This is a genomic window from Candidatus Poriferisodalis sp. (genome assembly GCF_965262965.1).
Classification (GTDB): domain Bacteria; phylum Actinomycetota; class Acidimicrobiia; order Acidimicrobiales; family Poriferisodalaceae; genus Poriferisodalis.
In genome coordinates this window covers 3,350,047-3,365,518 of sequence record NZ_OZ253573.1, presented here as the reverse complement: position 1 = coordinate 3,365,518, position 15,472 = coordinate 3,350,047, and the positions used below count along the sequence as shown (strand labels likewise).

Sequence of the window (15,472 nt, the reverse complement as noted above, 5' to 3'; positions counted from 1 at the left end):
CTTTGCTGTCAGATTGCGAGGTGCTGGGCCAGTCGGTCGGCGAGCGTGGGATCGCGCGCTGAACCGCTGTCGACGATCTCGCCCTTTTCGAGCACGATGAATCGATCAGCTATGCGAGTTGCAAGCGCCAGGTGCTGTTCGACGAGCAGTATTCCTCGACCCGAGTTCCGAGCCGCGTCGAGACGATCGCCGAGCAACTCCACGTTGGAGGGCTGCAAGCCTTCAGTCGGCTCGTCCATCACCACAAGGGGCGCGGTCGATGCGAGCACTGAGGCCGATGCGAGCATTTTCTGTTCACCGCCGGACAGGGTCCCGGCTCGCTGAGCTGCACGCCCAGCCAGTGACGCCCCGAACATGGCGAGCACCTCTTCGTGACTGGACGGTGAGTATCCGTTCAGTCGCAGGTTGTCGCCGACGGAGAGCTGGCTGAACAGCGGTCGTTCCTGAAACGCTGCTCTCAAGCCCGCTCGGACGCGACCCGACGGTGGCAGCCGGGTGATCTCCGCGCCGTCAAGCGTCAGCCGCCCGCCGGTTGCCCGCAGCAGACCCACAATCGTCTTGACCAGAGTGGTCTTGCCAGCTCCGTTCCGACCGACGAGCGCCACGATTTCGCCGCCCGCCACACCGAAGCTGACGCCGTGCAGGACTGGCACATTTCCGTGCCCTGAACGCAGACCCTCTGCTTCTAGGCGCATCAACTGCCGACCCCGGAATAGATGGCCTGCACCTCAGGGTTGCTTTCGACCTCGGTGACGGTTCCGTCCGCCAGCACCGCCCCGCGCGCAAGCACAGTGACGCGGTCTGCAACGGCTCGGATGAACGCCATGTCGTGTTCGACGATCACGATCGGCAGTCGATACTCGCTGTGCAGTTCCCGCAGCAGCGCGGCTGCGTCGAGGCTCTCGGCAACGGTCATGCCCGCCGTGGGTTCGTCCAGAAGCAAGAGCCGGCACTCTCCCGTCGCCGCCATCGCTATCTCGAGCCACTGTTTGTCTCCATGGGAGAGCTGGCCGGCGAGCGTCTCGAGCCGTCCGTCGAGCCCGGTTCGTTTCAGAATCTCCAGCGCCGGCTGCGGGACGTGAGCGTTCCAACTCCTACGGATGAGGCTCCACGGAGATGAACGCGCCCCCCATGCCGCGATGGCGATGTTGGTGGCCACAGAGAGGCTGTCGATGAGCTGCGGCGACTGGAACTTGCGGCTTACGCCGTGTCGCGCAAACTCCCACGGACGACGACCGGTGCACTCTCGACCGAGCACCGCAACGGTTCCGGCTTGGCAGCCCTGCTGGCCGCCGAGGATGTCCAGGAGCGTGGACTTACCGGCGCCGTTGGGTCCGATCAGGCATCGAAGCTCAGGCTCATCCATGGTGAGCGTGACGCCGTCGAGCAATCGGAAGAACCCGAAGTTCTTCTCGACTTTGGACGCCTCGAAGATTGCCACCCGTCGCACCGACGAACTCGTCGTGAACGCATGACTGCCGGCCGGGATCAGTCGGGGTTGGCGGCGGCGACCTGTCGGCAAGCGGAACAGCCGCTGCAAGCTCGGGACGAGACCATTGGGCATCACCACGACGACAGCCACGAAGATCACGCCGGTGGCGAACGTCCAGTACTGCAGCCAGACGTCAGCCAGCGTCGCTGAGGCGAAGTTGATCGCCAATGCGCCAATCACCGGTCCCACGATGGTGCCTCGACCCCCGACGAGGGTCCACAGCACCACATTGGTCGCAAGGGCGAACCCGAAGATCTGAGGCGACACGAAGCTCGTGCGATGCACATACAGCGCACCGGCAAAGCCGGCGACTGCGCCGCCGACGGTGAATGCCCAGATCTTGATCTGGACCGTGTCGTAACCGAGTGCCTCCATGCGAAGTTCGTTGGAACGAATACCGACGAGCACCGCACCGAGCGGGCGGCTGACCAGGACTCCGACAACGGTGATGGCCCCCAGTGCGAGCACCGAGACCAGAATGTCCTGCGCCGCGTCCGGGAGCTGGGTGCCGAAGGCGCCGATGCGCCCGACGCCCGTCAAGCCGTTGAATCCACCGGTGAGCTCCCGCCACTGCTCGGCGATCTGCTCCAGGGTCAGGGACAACACCAACGTCAGCAGGCCCACGACGACTGCCGTCGGGCGTCGCCGGAGCATCGCCACGCCCACTCCTGCGGCGACGACGGCGCCGACGATGGCCGCCACAATGAGCGCAGGCACGCTCAGTGACGGCGCAGCAGTGGAGATCTTCGCCGCCGTATAGGCGGCGATGCCGAAGGGCAGCAGCTGACCCAGCGAGAGAATGCCCGTGTACCCCCACACGAAGTCGAGGCTCACCGCGAGCGCAGCGAAGATCAGAAACAGCGAGAGCTGCCCAGCCCGAAACCCGCCAAGCGCCGCGCTCATCGCTACTGCGGCAACGGCAGAAATTGCGCCGACCGTGAGTGCGCGGCTCATGTGGGCGCTTTCTCCACGGAGGGTCGCCGGAACTGGAGCACCCCGACGGCGAGGACCAGCGACGCGATCTGGGCCCACACCGCGTCATAGAAGTGGATGACGCCGGTCTGCACGGCGGCGACGGTCAGTGCGCCGACGACGACACCCCACAGCTTGTTGAACCCGCCGACGATGACGACGAGAAAGGCTCCGGGCAGATACGGCAGCCCCGCCTGAGGCTCGATCGCACCGAGTGGGGCAACCAGAGCGCCCGCGATCCCCGCGGTCGCTGCGCCGATGCCGAACGCGCAAAAGTTGGCGATGCCGGTCCGAATACCGGATGCCTCGGCAAGATCTCGATCGGCAACGATGGCTCGGACGGTCAAACCGAAGCGCGACCTGGTGAACGCAATCAGCGTCGCCACCACGACAACGACGGCGATTCCCATCAGAAGGTAGCGATAGGTGGGAAACAGAACGCCGAAGGCCCGTGTCGCGCCGGGCACCGGGTTGGGTACTCCCCGGAAGTCCTTGGTGAAGACCAGTTCAGCGACCTGTCGAAGGCACACCGACAGGCCGAAGGTGGCCAGGATCGTGATCTCTGGCTGACGGTGGATTCGACGGATCAGCACGAGTTCGATCAACGCGCCCAGCACGAACAGGACGGCCGCGGCCAGCGGTACCGACACCCAGTGATTGAGGTCATTGGCGTGTACGACGTAGGAGACGTACGCGCCGATCATCACGAACTCGCCGTGTGCGAGATTGATGATGCCCATCAGTCCGAAGACGATGCCGAGTCCGAGCGCGACGATCGCGAGGGTCGCGAACAGGCTGAGACCGTTCAGCAGTTCCAGTGTCAGCGCGTCCAACGGATCGCGGCCTCAGCTACGAGGGATCGCAGGTCTCGTCCGGCTCGACTGACGGGAACGATTTGACTATCAGCTGGGAACCGTCGGACTGGATCTCCGCCACGTAGATCGGCTGTGCCAAGTGACGGCTGTCAGTGATGCTGATGTCCCCAGTCGGAGTCGAGAGCGTCAAGCCCTCGAGTGCAGCGGCGACCGCTGCGGTGTCAGTCGAGCCTGCCGCATTCGCCGCTGCCGCATAGAGCAGGGCAGCGTCGTAGATGTGGGAGCTGAACGTTGCATGCGGCGGCGCTGCGGCTCCGAAGCGCTCGTAGTAGCGGCGAACAAAATCCGCGTTTGCGGCATTGTCCACCTCTTTGAAGTAGCCCATGGTGACGCGCATGCCAGCGGTGACCGACGGCCCCATCGCACCGAGGACATTTTCCTCATAGATGTTTGCCAACCGCGGAATGGCGTCCTGGCCGATGCCGAAGTCCACCGCCTGGGTCTCGAACGCGATCGCATCGCCGCCCACGAGCGCCGGGAAGATCAGGTCCGCACCGGAGCCTGCAATCTGCTGAGCGACCGACGAGAAGTCCTGCGTTCCCAGCGGGACGTATTCCTCGCCCACGACCTCGCCGCCCGATGCCTCGATGTACTCGCGTGCCAGCTCGAAGCTCCGCCGAGGCCACACGTAGTCGTTGCCGAGCAGGAACCACGTCCGGCCGCCCGTCTCGGACATCATCCAGGGGATGACCGGCGCGAGCTGCTGGCTCGGAACCTCACCTGTGTTGAACATCACTGACGAGCACTCGCCGCCTTCGTACAGCGCCGCGTAGATGTACAGCACACCGGCGTCCTCAGCGAGCGGTTTGGCCGCCTCACGTGTGGCGCTGGAGTGCGTGCCGAGCACGACGTCGACCCCGTCCGATTCGATGAGCCGCTCCATCGCCTGGCGACCGATTGCTGGATCGGTGGCGTCGTCCGCGAGGAATGTCTCGACAGGGCGTCCATTGATGCCGCCGGCGGCATTGATGTCCTCTTCGATGAGCTCCGCTATGTTGGCCGTCGGAGGACCGAAGATGCCTGCCGGGCCGCTATTGGAGAACAGGATCCCGATACGCACCGGCTCGCCTGATGGCGCTTGGGGCTCATCGGGTGCCGCGGGCTCCTCGGTCGTCGCCGGCGCCGGTTCATCGGCTGTGTCGTCGTCGGAAGTCGGCGCGGCGACGACATCGGACGTTGTCGGCTCCGCCGCCGCCGGTTCGTCGTCGCTCGTTCCGCATGCGGCGGCGATCATCGAGAACAAAGCAACCAAGATGACCGCTGTTTGCCCGAGTGACCGCTTCCATGGGCTCCCTGGCGTTCCCATGACTTGGCCCTCCCCCTATATGTGAGTATCTGTTGACATATTGTCTTGTGGGGAAGGCGGAGTCAAGTGCCGTCTGTCGTGTCGCTGGCCAAGCGTTGAGCGCGGAACTCTGCAACCGAGAGGCAAATGCGGTCAGCGGGAGTACGTCGCGACGGGAAGCTCGTCCAGCACCTTGATGCCCGACGGCGTCGCCTCCCCCAGCAACAGCGACTCCAGAGATCCGCCGTGGCCGCAGCGTCTCGGGCCGCGGAAAGCGGCCGTGCGAAGTCCTCCAAGCAGGGCGCTCGGTTCGGTGCCTCGACCGGACCGGCACGCGCTGGCCCACGTGTGGATGGCTTCGTACACCCCTTCTGCTGCAGCGGAAACGGGTGGGGCGCACTGACCGAAGCAGTCCTGGTATCGGCGCAGGAACGCATGGCTCTCGGTGGTGTCCATGGCAACGAAATAGCCAAGGGCATTCCAGATGCCCACCCCTGAGGGGCCCAAGTGCTCGACGACTGCATCATCCATCAGCGGGGCAAACGTGCGAGTCGCCCCGCGCAACCCAGATGCCGAGAAATCGCACTCGAAGCGAACGTGGTCCTGCCCGACGAAGCTCGACACGACGTGGTCAGTGCCGCATTCACCAATGGCAGATATCACCGGTGCGAAGTCCTGGGTGCCCAGCGGCACGTAGCCCTCGCCGGTGACCGTGCCGCCCATGCGCTCGATGACTTCCCGTGCCGCAGTGCCGATCGCCCGTGGCCACGAGTAATCGTTTCCGGTCAGGAACCAGCGGGTTCCACCCGTCGTCTTTGCCATCAGCGGCAGGGCACAGTGCAGCTGGTCTTGCGGTCGCTCACCGAAGCGGATCAGGAGCGGATGCGTGGCCGTCGCCTCGCTGGTCGGGGTGTAGAGGTAGGGAATGCCGTTGGCGATGGCCATCGGCGAGGTGACCGCGTAGGTGGCCGAAGAGTGCATGCCGACGACGGCTGCCATGCCGGACACCCGGCAGAGGCGACGCATCGCTATCGCGCCGACGCCGGGATCGGTGGCGTCATCCGCGACAACGAGGCGCACGTCACGGCCCATCACCCCGCCGTCGGCATTGATCTCGTCGGTTGCGAGCTGTGCACAGTTCACGGTTGAGCGCCCGAGGATCCCAGCGCTTCCCGACAACGACGTGAGCAATCCGAGAGGAACCCCCCAGGCGTCAACGTCGGCGTCGGAAAGGAGTCCGAAGTCGGCACCGAGGCGCAGAAATTCGCGATCGTCGATCGTGACGCGGATGCGCAGGCGGGTGCCGCCGCCGCTGAGCGGATCGAGGTGGCACACCACGCGCCCAGCCCAAGGTGACTCGTGCACCAGATCGATCCGGCGCCCGGGTTTGCAGCGCAGGATCCGCGCCGTTCCAGGTGCACGCGTCAGGTCCCCGATGGGGAGGCTGAGACGCACCAGCGCGCCGGGCCTGAGCGCCTCGGCCTCCGATCCGAACAACCAACCCAGAGACGGGTCGCCGGTCCCGAACAGGGCGAACAAGTCGCTGGGGCACGCTTGCAGCCGCGACTCGCTGCTCAGAACGAGTTCAGCCATGGCTGCACAGCTAGGCGCCCAGCTCGTCTTCTCGCTGGACCGTGTTGCCGGCGGCCGCCACCGCTTCTGTGATGGCTGCTTCAAGTTGTTCCAGCGAGTTCTGATACACCGAGGCAAGGAAGGCCACGACCGTGTCGGCGGGGGTCGATGTCAGCGAGTAATGCCGGTAGCGGCCGTCGCGACGTTCGGTGATCAGGCCCGCGAGACGCAGGATCCGCAGGTGCGAGGAGACGGCGGTGCGGCCGACGCCATCGAAGCGTGAGGCGATCTCCCCCACGGTGAGTTCGTCATGTTCACCGATCAGGCCGAGAATGGTCCGGCGCGTCTGGTCCGCCAAGGCGGAAAACGTGGCATCGCTGATGGGATCGGTCATGTGCGCGCCCGTATCGGTTTGTCAATACCTATGCACATATGCTGCCACACCGGTGGATACCAGCCACCCGGCGCGGTCGGATGGCTAGATCATTGAGACCGTGCGACCCAGCAGGGCGTACAGCGGGTCCTTGGTGGCTTCAAGCGCAGCCGACACCTCTTCATGGGAGATCTCGCCGTCAAACATGCCTGCGGCCATGTTGGCCACGACCGCCACAGCGGCGTACGGGATGCCGGCCTCTCGGGCGAGCGCCACTTCGGGGTAACCGGTCATGCCCACGACGCTCCCGCCCATCTGGGCATACATGCGGATCTCGGCGGGCGTCTCGAAGCGCGGTCCATTCGTGCAGACATAGGTGGCGCTCGGTGCCACGTCGATGCCCTCGGCCTGCGCCGCGGCTGCCAGCGCAGCGCGCAGCGCCGGGTCGTACGGGGTGGTCATGTCGGTGTGCACGACCTGGCCCGGCTGGTCAAAAAACGTCCCGGCCCGGCCGGTGGTGAACTCCAGGTAGTCGTCGAGCAGCAGGAACGATCCGGTGCCGCGCTCGGGCACCATCGAGCCCACCACACCCACGGCCAAGATAGCTGTGGCGCCCAGGTCGCGCATTGCAGCGATGTTGGCCCGGTAATTGATCGCGGACGGCGGGATCGAGTGGTCACCGCCATGACGGGGCACGAACACAATGCGCCGTCCATGCCACCGGCCGGTCATCGCGAAGGCGTCGCCCCAGTCGGTCTGCACCATGCGATGCTCGGCTTCGGTCAGGCCAGGCAGCTCGTAGAAGCCCGTCCCGGCGATGATCCCTACCGGGGGACGCTCGGGGGCTGCTTCGCTGGCGGTGCCGGTGTCGCCGGTCGTGCTCATGGCGCTTACGTCCCTGACTCTTGCGCTAGCCGCTGCGCTCGATGCTGCACCTCGAAACGGGTGCGTGCCTCGTCGACGGTCAAGCAGATCCGCCCGGCAACCACACGCTCGCCGCCCACCCAGACATCGGTGACGTGGCGGCTGGAACCGGACCACGCCACATGCGCAATCAGCTCTTGCGGCGAGGTCACCGGCACGAACGCCACATCGTCGATGTCCAGCCGGATCATGTCGGCCCAGCGGCCCGGTTCCAGCACTCCGGTGTGCAGGCCCAGCGCCTCGGCGCCGCTGCGAGTCGCCATCGAGATCACCTGCTGTGCTCCCATGACGGTGGGATCCAACGAGGTAACCCGTGCCAGCAGCGAGGCGATCTTGACCTCCTCCCACAGATCCAGGTCGTCGTTGGAACCCGGCCCGTCGGTGGCGAGCGAGACCGTGATGCCTCGTTCGAGCATCTCGGGCACCCGCGCCGCCCCCGAGCCCAGCTTCATGTTGCTGACAGGGCAGTGCGCCACGGCCACGCCGGTCGACTTGTAGATGTCCAGGTCGGCGTCGTCGAGCCAGACGCTGTGCGCTGCCAGCACCCTGCCCTCCAGCACGCCGGCATCAGCCAGGAGCTGCGGCACGCTGGCACCGCCGTGAGCGGCGGACAGTTCATCGCCCTCGGTGCGCGTCTCGGCCAGATGAGTGTGCAACAGCGCGTCCCGCTCGCGGGCGGCAACTGCGATCTCGGCGCAGGCCTCCACGCCCAGGTCGTACGCCGAGTGCGGGGAAAACCCGACCGTGACGCGGCCATCGGGATCGTGTTCGGCAGCGTGAAAGCGGGCGATGTCGTTGATGCGACCGGCCACGCCGCCCGCTTCATCGGCGTGTACCACCGACATCACGCCCGGGCACATGACCAGCCGGATGCCGGCCTCGCGGGCCGCATCGGTGACGGCCTGCTCGTAGGCATACATCTCGCACGTCGTGGTCACGCCCGAGCGCAGCATCTCGACCGAACCCAGCGCCATTCCCCACCACACGTCGTCGGGCCGCAGCTTGGCCTCGCGGGGCCACATCACGTCGGTCAGCCACGCCATCAACGGCAGGCCGTCGCCGGCGCCTCGCACCAGCGTCATCGGCGTGTGCGCGTGTGTGTTGATGAGCCCCGGCATCAGCAGGCCGCCCAGATTGATCACCGGCGCATCGGTCACGGGCGCATCGGCGGCCGCGCCGACCCAGGCGATGCGCCCATCGGCGCCGACGTCCACTGCACCTTGGGAGGTCACTGAAAAGGCGTCGTCGCACGCCATCACCACGTCGGCGCGGTACCTCACGCCATCGAATCTGTTCTGCACACCCCCATCTTTGCAGCCGCAGCTGATATCTCGACATCAGACGGTCTCGTGCCAGAATCGGCAGCCGTGGCTCTGTTCGCACAGCGGGTGTTCGACTCGTTCGCCAACGGCTCCGCTTACGCGGCGTTGGCAGTCGCGATCTCGATGGTGTTTCGATCGACCGGCGTGCTGAACCTTGCGCAGGGCAAGCTGGCCATGCTGTCGGCCTATATCGCCGTCGTGTTCGCCGCTGGACCTGATCCGGCGGTCGCCTTCTCCGGCTGGCTGGCACCGTTCGCTACGCCGTGGCCCATCTGGGCGGCCGTCGTCGGAGCAGTAGCGGTGTCAGCGGCCCTCGGCGCGCTGCTCGAGGTCACTGTGATCCGCCCGATGCACGGCGATCCGGTGCCGACGATCGGGGCGACGTTGGGGCTGTACCTGCTCGTCGCTGTATTCGTCGCCAAGCACTTCGGCGGCCGGACCAGATTCTTGGGATCGCCGTTCCCCCAGGAGCACACCGACCGCTTCGACATCGCCGGTGCGCGGCTGTGGTTCGACACCGTGGGCTTGACGGTGACGCTGCTCGCTGTGCTGGGGCTGCTCGCGCTTGTCCAGCGCTCCACGAAGATCGGCATGGCATTTCGGGCGATCACGTCGAACCGTGACAGCGCGACCCTCGTTGGCATCCGTGTCGAGCGCATCGTCATGGTGGGCTGGGCCGTCGCCGGCGGTCTCGGCGCCGTCGCCGGCGGCCTCGTCGCCGGAGTGATCAACGTTCGGCCGCCCATGATGGATCGGCTGCTGATCTTCGGACTGGCCGCCGCCACGCTGGGCGGCCTGCGGAGCCCAGGCCTGGCGCTCGTCGGCGGCTACCTGTTTGCATTCGCCGAGACCATGATGGCCGGCTACGTCGGCTTCATCGACAGCCAGGTCACGCTCGTGTGGGCTCTGGCCGTGCTGATTGTCGTGCTCGCCGTTCGTCCGAACGGACTAGTGCGCCGACGATCGCCCCGGACCGGGCTGAGAACATGAGCGAGTTCGACAGCGGCCCCGACCTCGGCGACGAGCCGGACACCCCCTCGCACGGCGAAGAACCTCTGGTGTTCCGCATCGAACAGGTTGTCGATCTCGACATCGGGCCCTCGAGTCACACGATTCCTGGCCTCACAGGACCGCTGCCTGAAGCGACCCCACAAGATCCCCTGATCACGTTTGACGCACCGCCGCTCAGTACAAGATCCCCCGAATCGGTACCGGACGAACACGAAGCCCCTGAGGGCGCCACGCCCACGCCCACCGCCGTTCGACACGATGAGCCAACAACGGCCCAGCGGGCTCTCGGCGGCCGCCTTCCGCGAACGGCGCGACGAACTCTGACCTGGCTGTCGCTAGCGGCGCTAGCGACGCTCGCAATAGCCACGCCGACGCTGGCAACCCCGATCTTCGTCACCGACGTGACAGAACTCGCCGCGTACACGCTGACGTTCGCCGGATTGTGGCTGCTGACCCATCGTCTGGGGCTGCTGTCGATCGGCCATGGCGCGCTGACTGGCTGCGGCGCGGTGGCGGCACTGCACGCGGTCAACGACTTCGGCCTCCCACCGTCGCTCATGCCATTCTTCGGATTCGTGGCCGGATGCGCTGTCGGCGCGCTGCTGGCCGTACCAGCGCTTCGACTGCCGAAGGCCTACCTGGCGCTGCTGACGCTGTCGGCCGCCGTCGCGTTCCCGATCGTGCTGCGCCAGATCGACGGACCACTGCCCGTGACGCTCGACGCCGAGTTCCTTCCACCCGCCTGGACAGGTGTGGACGCACGTGACGAGCATGTGTGGGAGTTCTGGTACGTCGTGATCTGGGTGGTCGTCGCGATGTGGCTGCTGCATCGCTTGCTGTCGGGCCCGTTCGGGCGCGCCATTGTCGCAACCCGCGACGAACCGACCGCAGCCGCCGCGTTCGGCGTCTCGGTGTACCGACTGCGGCTGGCCGGTGTCGCCCTCAGCAGCGGGCTTGCCGGGATGGCCGGAGGATTGCTCGTCGTGCCCGTCAATTTCACCGACCAGGCCCAATACCCTGAAGAACTGTCGATCAAGCTGTTCGCGCTGACCATCGCGTTCGCAAGCACCGCCATCCGCGGCAGCGGTCTGCTGCGAACCGTGCCAGCGTCGGCAGTCCTGGTGCTGCTGCCTGTATGGCTCGTCGATCGCGAAGGCTGGGTGACCGAAGGCGGCTGGAGTGGTCTCGTCAAATCGGAGTACTTCTTCTATGCGGTGCTGTTGCTGGTGGCTGCCTACGTGCGCAGCTACCGGTCACGAGGCCTTCGAGCCAGCGACTGACCTGCGGGATGGACGACGCCACAGCCGCGCAGCGTTGGGACGCTGCCTACGCCGACGTCAGCGAGCCCGGCCGGCCCTCCGAGCTTGTGACCGCTCATTTCGAATTGCTTGCGGACTGCGGGACGGCACTGGATCTGGCGGGCGGCACCGGAGGCACTGCGCTGTGGCTCGCCGAGCGTGGCATCTCCACGACGCTCGTCGACATTTCCGGCCGGGCACTCGGGATCGCCAACCGCGCCGCCGCCGGGCGTCACATTCGGCTCCACACCGTCCGGGCAGATCTCGAAACCGATCCCCCGCCCGTTCGGTCCGAACTGGCCGGGGGCGTCCCGTCGACACATTCGGGCGACGGGTGGCACGCGCTGGTGTGCTCGAACTTTTTCCACCCGCCATTGCTGGCGGAGCTGGCGAGCTATCTGGTGCCCGGCGGCATCGCCTTCGTGGTTGTCGCAACCGTCGACAATCTGCAGCGAAATCCGCGCCCAGGCCGTCGATACCTCGTCGAGCGGGGCGAGCTTCCGGGCCTGTGCGAGGGACTGGAGCCGATCAGTTTCGCCGAGGACTGGTTCGGCGGCCGCCACGAAGCGCGCCTCGTGGCGCGCCGGCCTGGCGCAACGGGCTCAGCTGAGCAGCCAGTCCGCTGGCGTCGCGGCGGAGTCGGCGAACAGGCGTGACTGGAAGCGCCTCATGCCTGACAGCCACCGGTCGATGTCGGAGGTCTTGCGCTCGCGGTAGGTCTGCACCTCGGGATGCGGCAGCACCAAGAAGCGTTCTTCGGCCATTGCTTCGATGACGGTGTGGGCCAGCTCGGATGGCGCCAAGACGCCGTCGCCCGCTGCTGCGCCTGGCGTGCCGCGTTCGCCGTCCCCGTTGCCCGTGCGGTCGGGACTGTTGGCCAAGATGTTCGTCTCGACGGCCTGCGGGCACAGCATCGACACCACGATGCCCTTGTCGCCATAGGTGATCGACAAGAACTCGCCCAGTGACACCGCAGCGGCCTTGGTGACGGCGTACTGCAGCGAGCCGAGCTGCGTGAGCAGCCCCGCCGCCGACGCAGTGTTCAGCAGGTAGCCGCCGCCGTTGCCCACCATGACGGGAACGGCTGCCCGGGCCGCGTACACGTGCGACATGACGTGGACTTCCCACATGCGCTGGATCTCGTCGTTGGCGACTTCGAGCCCGCCCTGGGTCACGTAGCCGGCGTTCGAGACAAACACGTCAAGGGCACCATGGGCAGCCACGGTGTCCGCGACAACTGCCTTTATGGCCTCCTCGTCGGTGACGTCGAGCCCGACGGCGGTACCGCCGACCTTGTCGGCCACGGTCGCCGCACCCGCTTCGTCCCGGTCGACCACGACAAGTGCTCGCGCTCCTTCGGCGTGAAATCGCTCGACAAGCGCCTCGCCGATCCCGCTCGCTCCACCAGTGACGACCGCAACTTTGCCTGCTAGATCCATGGCCCTGCAGCGTAATCCCCGATGCCCGAGCCGCCCGGAGTCGACAAGCCCCTCCGTCAGGCCCCGTGGGCCCGCCGCGCGAACGGCCCGGCGGTGTCAGGCTGTTGGGGCCCGAGTGTGGGTCGAGGAGGGAACCGTGGCAGCACCGCTGGACGATGTGAAGGTGATCGAGGTGGACAGCTGGATGGCCACGCCGTCAGCGAGGGCCATCCTGGCGGACCTCGGCGCGGACGTCATCAAGGTGGAACCGCTCGACGGCGATCCCGCAAGGGGTTTCAGCCGTCCCGCCAAGCTGCCGCCCGAGATCAAGGACTACGACTTCCAGTTCGACGTGGACAACCGTGGCAAGCGCTCCATCGCAGTGGACTTGGGCTCGCCTGTGGGGCGCGACGTGGTCCATCGCCTGATCGCCGACGCAGACGTGTTCATGTGCAACCTGCTCATTCACCGTCAGGAGCGCTTTGGCCTTGACGCTGCAACGGTCACCGCGATGGACAAGGCGCCGCTGCGCCAGCGCGCCCGGGAGAACATGATCATTTCGACCGCCAATCGCTACCCCTGCGGGGACGGCAAATGGGTAGTGCTCAACATGCCCCAGGACAGTGCGTGGCCGCTGCTGTGCCGGGTCATCAAGCGCCTCGACTGGCTCGGAGACGAGCGGTTTGCCGACATACGTTGCCGGTTCGCCCACATGCCAGAGATCGTCGCCGGCATCGACGAGGCGCTCGGCCTGTTCCCCACCCTTTCGAGCCCTGACATCGGCGACCACCGCAGCGTCGGGATCCCGATGCGGTTCGCAACCGCCGACGTCGGTCCGCGTGGGCCATCTCCCAAGCTGGGCGACCACACCCGCGAAGTGCTGGCGGCCGCAGGCATGTCCGACAGCGAGATCGACGCCCTGTTGGCGCACGGCGCGGTCCGCGACAATCCGGGCGACTAGATCGGTCGGGGGAACGCAGCCGCTTGCCGGTCCTGCTGAAGGCTCACTAAGTTCGGATACCGAGGTTCACCCCAAGGAGGTGCCCGAGATGCGACATGTGCTCATCGTGGCAAACCAGACCCTCATCGGGTCTCACCTGCATGAGCGGGTCGAGCACATCTTGGCGGTGGACCCTGACACCCGCTTTCACATCGTCGTGCCCGCGACCGGTGCCAACGGCCCCGATCCGGGACGAGCGCTCGCGGGCGCGCGTCGGCGCCTGAGCCAGGCCTTCGAGTCGCTCGACGACATCGGCGCCAGGGTCACAGGCGAAGTCGGTCCCGCGCACCCTGTCGTCGCCGTCAACCTCGCTATCGACCGGCTCAGTCCCGACCTCATCATCTTGAGCACGTTGCCTGCCGGGGCCAGCCGATGGCTGCACTTGGACTTGCCGCATCGGTTGCACCGCCGCTTCGGCGTGCCCGTCGAGCTCATTCAGGCAGAGCCGCAGACGGTCGAGCGATCCGGCTCATTCGAGCCCTCGGTGCTGCACCGTCCCGATGACACTGTTCATGTGCTGCTGGCTGAGGAGAACGCGCACGACGTTGATGTGCTGACGCTTGCGCTCGCCGAGGCCGGCACGCGCAACCAGGTGCGGGTGGCGCACGACGGCGCAAATGCGCTGGCGTTCATGCGAACGGTCGGGTCATCCGAGGTCGATTTGGTGCTGTTCGACCTGAAGCTGCCGGTGGTAAGCGGCTTCGATCTGCTCGCGGAAATTCGCGGCAGCGAAGAATTCGACAAGGTCATGATGGTGGCGCTCACCACCGACGAAGCCGCCGAAGACCGTGCCCGCGCCTACGACCTCGGCGCCGATGCGTTCGTGATGAAGCGCCCCGACTACAGCCAGATGGCCCACGTCATCGACGATCTGCTGGCTGAGGTCGCGGGCTAGCCGGCACTTGCTGCGGCTTCCCGGGCCGCCACTGCGACGTTCATCCCGCCGGGGAATCCCATCTCGGGCGGTGCTTCGACTTGGCTCTGCAAGACCCAGCCCAGCAGGCCCTGCTGGTCGGCAATCTCCGAACGGCAGCAGGCGAGGCCGTGGGGGGCGGGGTCGGTTGCGGAGTCGAACAGGATCCACTCTCCGACCGGTTCGCGCAGCAGCTGCAGTGTGACGTCGGTGTTGATGTACGCGCCGCCGCTGGGCGAGTAGTCCCAGCCGACGGCTGCGCCGAGATCGCACAGGGTCGCGATACGGCCAAACGGTGTAGTCGTCTCGCCGGCCATCAGCTCGTGGTCGAGTCGGATCCATGTCAGACCGCGCCCGGGTTCTTCCGTTGACCCGTCGACGAATCGAATATCGACGCCATCTGCGTTGAAGCCTGGTCTCGGGTACTCGATCTCAGAGTGCGCGCCCGGATCGGCGCGTTCGAGCGGGATCGGCGGCAACACTGCGCCGTCACTCGACGTCTCGTGAGCGTCGGCGGCGGTGAGGGGAACCGTGGGGGCGAGCCACTGCGATGAGGCGCGCGCAACCAGACGACCACCTGTGAGAGGTTCGGTTGCTGATGAGGGGGCCTCGACAGCGCGCAGCTCTGCCTCGATCACCGAGGTGCGCCGTCCCGGCTTCACTGCGCGCGCCGTCACCGCGTACTGCGCCATCGGCATGCCCGAGAGAATCTCGACGGTGAGACGACTGCAGATCTGGCTGGTGCTGCCGAGCCGCCGCAGTTCGGTTTCGACCGCCCAGCCGAGCAGCCCGCAGATTGCCCCGCCGTGCATCACCTGATTGGCCCACGGACCGCGCGTCAGCTCAGTCGCGCGCACTCCGCCGGGCACCGGAACGAACAGCGCCGGTGGCATTTCCGCTGGTCGGAGCGAGTCGCCTGAAGCATCGGAGCTGCCGTGCTGCGGGTGAGCGGATCCGGATGCAGTGTTCAACACGGCGACAAGCTAGGTGGCAGGATGGTGACTCGCCGGCTTGGGA

15 protein-coding genes are annotated in these 15,472 nt (G+C 66.5%); 5 read left to right on the top strand and 10 right to left on the bottom strand.

The window, feature by feature from the left end; translation table 11 throughout:
- Positions 1-8 precede the first annotated feature (8 nt).
- The 8 genes from ACQY5K_RS16095 to ACQY5K_RS16060 form a co-directional block, all read right to left on the bottom strand.
- Positions 9-695, bottom strand: a complete 687-nt coding sequence (locus ACQY5K_RS16095; RefSeq protein ID WP_428117322.1) for an ABC transporter ATP-binding protein — start codon at positions 693-695, stop codon at positions 9-11.
- On the bottom strand, positions 695-2,446 hold the full coding sequence (locus ACQY5K_RS16090) for an ABC transporter permease subunit (RefSeq protein WP_428117320.1): 1,752 nt from the start codon (positions 2,444-2,446) through the stop codon (positions 695-697). The genes ACQY5K_RS16095 and ACQY5K_RS16090 overlap by 1 nt, the downstream gene beginning before the upstream one ends.
- On the bottom strand, positions 2,443-3,297 hold the full coding sequence (locus ACQY5K_RS16085) for a branched-chain amino acid ABC transporter permease (RefSeq protein ID WP_428117318.1): 855 nt from the start codon (positions 3,295-3,297) through the stop codon (positions 2,443-2,445). Before ACQY5K_RS16085 ends, ACQY5K_RS16090 begins: the two co-directional genes overlap by 4 nt.
- 16 nt (positions 3,298-3,313) lie before the next feature.
- A complete protein-coding gene (locus tag ACQY5K_RS16080) occupies positions 3,314-4,645 on the bottom strand; it encodes a substrate-binding protein (protein ID WP_428117315.1) in 1,332 nt (443 codons plus the stop codon).
- A 132-nt stretch (positions 4,646-4,777) separates the two neighbouring features.
- Positions 4,778-6,217 carry an ABC transporter substrate-binding protein gene (locus ACQY5K_RS16075; protein WP_428117313.1) on the bottom strand — a complete coding sequence of 480 codons (1,440 nt, stop codon included), beginning with the start codon at positions 6,215-6,217 and terminating at the stop codon, positions 4,778-4,780.
- Positions 6,218-6,227: 10 nt separating this feature from the next.
- On the bottom strand, positions 6,228-6,590 hold the full coding sequence (locus tag ACQY5K_RS16070; protein ID WP_428117310.1) for an ArsR/SmtB family transcription factor: 363 nt from the start codon (positions 6,588-6,590) through the stop codon (positions 6,228-6,230).
- 84 nt (positions 6,591-6,674) lie between these two features.
- Complete coding sequence (locus tag ACQY5K_RS16065) at positions 6,675-7,454, bottom strand: S-methyl-5'-thioinosine phosphorylase (protein WP_428117308.1); 780 nt, start codon at positions 7,452-7,454, stop codon at positions 6,675-6,677.
- A gap of 5 nt (positions 7,455-7,459) precedes the next feature.
- The gene (locus ACQY5K_RS16060) at positions 7,460-8,773 is read right to left on the bottom strand and encodes an amidohydrolase family protein (protein ID WP_428117305.1); all 1,314 of its coding nucleotides are present in this window, start codon (positions 8,771-8,773) and stop codon (positions 7,460-7,462) included.
- Positions 8,774-8,860: 87 nt separating this feature from the next.
- Between ACQY5K_RS16060 and ACQY5K_RS16055 the strand changes: the two genes are divergently transcribed.
- From ACQY5K_RS16055 to ACQY5K_RS16045, 3 genes are read left to right on the top strand one after another with little or no spacing between them, the layout of a single operon-like run.
- Positions 8,861-9,805, top strand: coding sequence for a branched-chain amino acid ABC transporter permease (locus ACQY5K_RS16055; protein WP_428117303.1), 945 nt, complete (start codon positions 8,861-8,863; stop codon positions 9,803-9,805).
- Entirely contained in the window at positions 9,802-11,106 is a 1,305-nt protein-coding gene (locus ACQY5K_RS16050; protein WP_428117300.1) for a branched-chain amino acid ABC transporter permease, read from the top strand. Before ACQY5K_RS16055 ends, ACQY5K_RS16050 begins: the two co-directional genes overlap by 4 nt.
- 8 nt (positions 11,107-11,114) lie before the next feature.
- Positions 11,115-11,780, top strand: a complete 666-nt coding sequence (locus tag ACQY5K_RS16045; protein WP_428117298.1) for a class I SAM-dependent methyltransferase — start codon at positions 11,115-11,117, stop codon at positions 11,778-11,780.
- On the opposite strand, the gene ACQY5K_RS16040 is transcribed toward ACQY5K_RS16045, so the two are convergent.
- Entirely contained in the window at positions 11,727-12,563 is an 837-nt protein-coding gene (locus ACQY5K_RS16040) for an SDR family oxidoreductase (RefSeq protein ID WP_428117295.1), read from the bottom strand. The genes ACQY5K_RS16045 and ACQY5K_RS16040 overlap by 54 nt on opposite strands.
- Before the next feature lie 136 nt (positions 12,564-12,699).
- On the opposite strand from ACQY5K_RS16040, the gene ACQY5K_RS16035 reads away from it, so the two are divergent.
- Together ACQY5K_RS16035 and ACQY5K_RS16030 are read left to right on the top strand one after the other, a co-directional pair.
- Entirely contained in the window at positions 12,700-13,503 is an 804-nt protein-coding gene (locus ACQY5K_RS16035; RefSeq protein WP_428117293.1) for a CoA transferase, read from the top strand.
- A gap of 88 nt (positions 13,504-13,591) precedes the next feature.
- Complete coding sequence (locus ACQY5K_RS16030; RefSeq protein WP_428117290.1) at positions 13,592-14,437, top strand: response regulator; 846 nt, start codon at positions 13,592-13,594, stop codon at positions 14,435-14,437.
- Here ACQY5K_RS16030 and ACQY5K_RS16025 read toward each other — a convergent pair.
- Entirely contained in the window at positions 14,434-15,429 is a 996-nt protein-coding gene (locus ACQY5K_RS16025; RefSeq protein WP_428117288.1) for a thioesterase family protein, read from the bottom strand. The two genes, ACQY5K_RS16030 and ACQY5K_RS16025, sit on opposite strands and share 4 nt — an antisense overlap.
- Positions 15,430-15,472 lie beyond the last annotated feature (43 nt).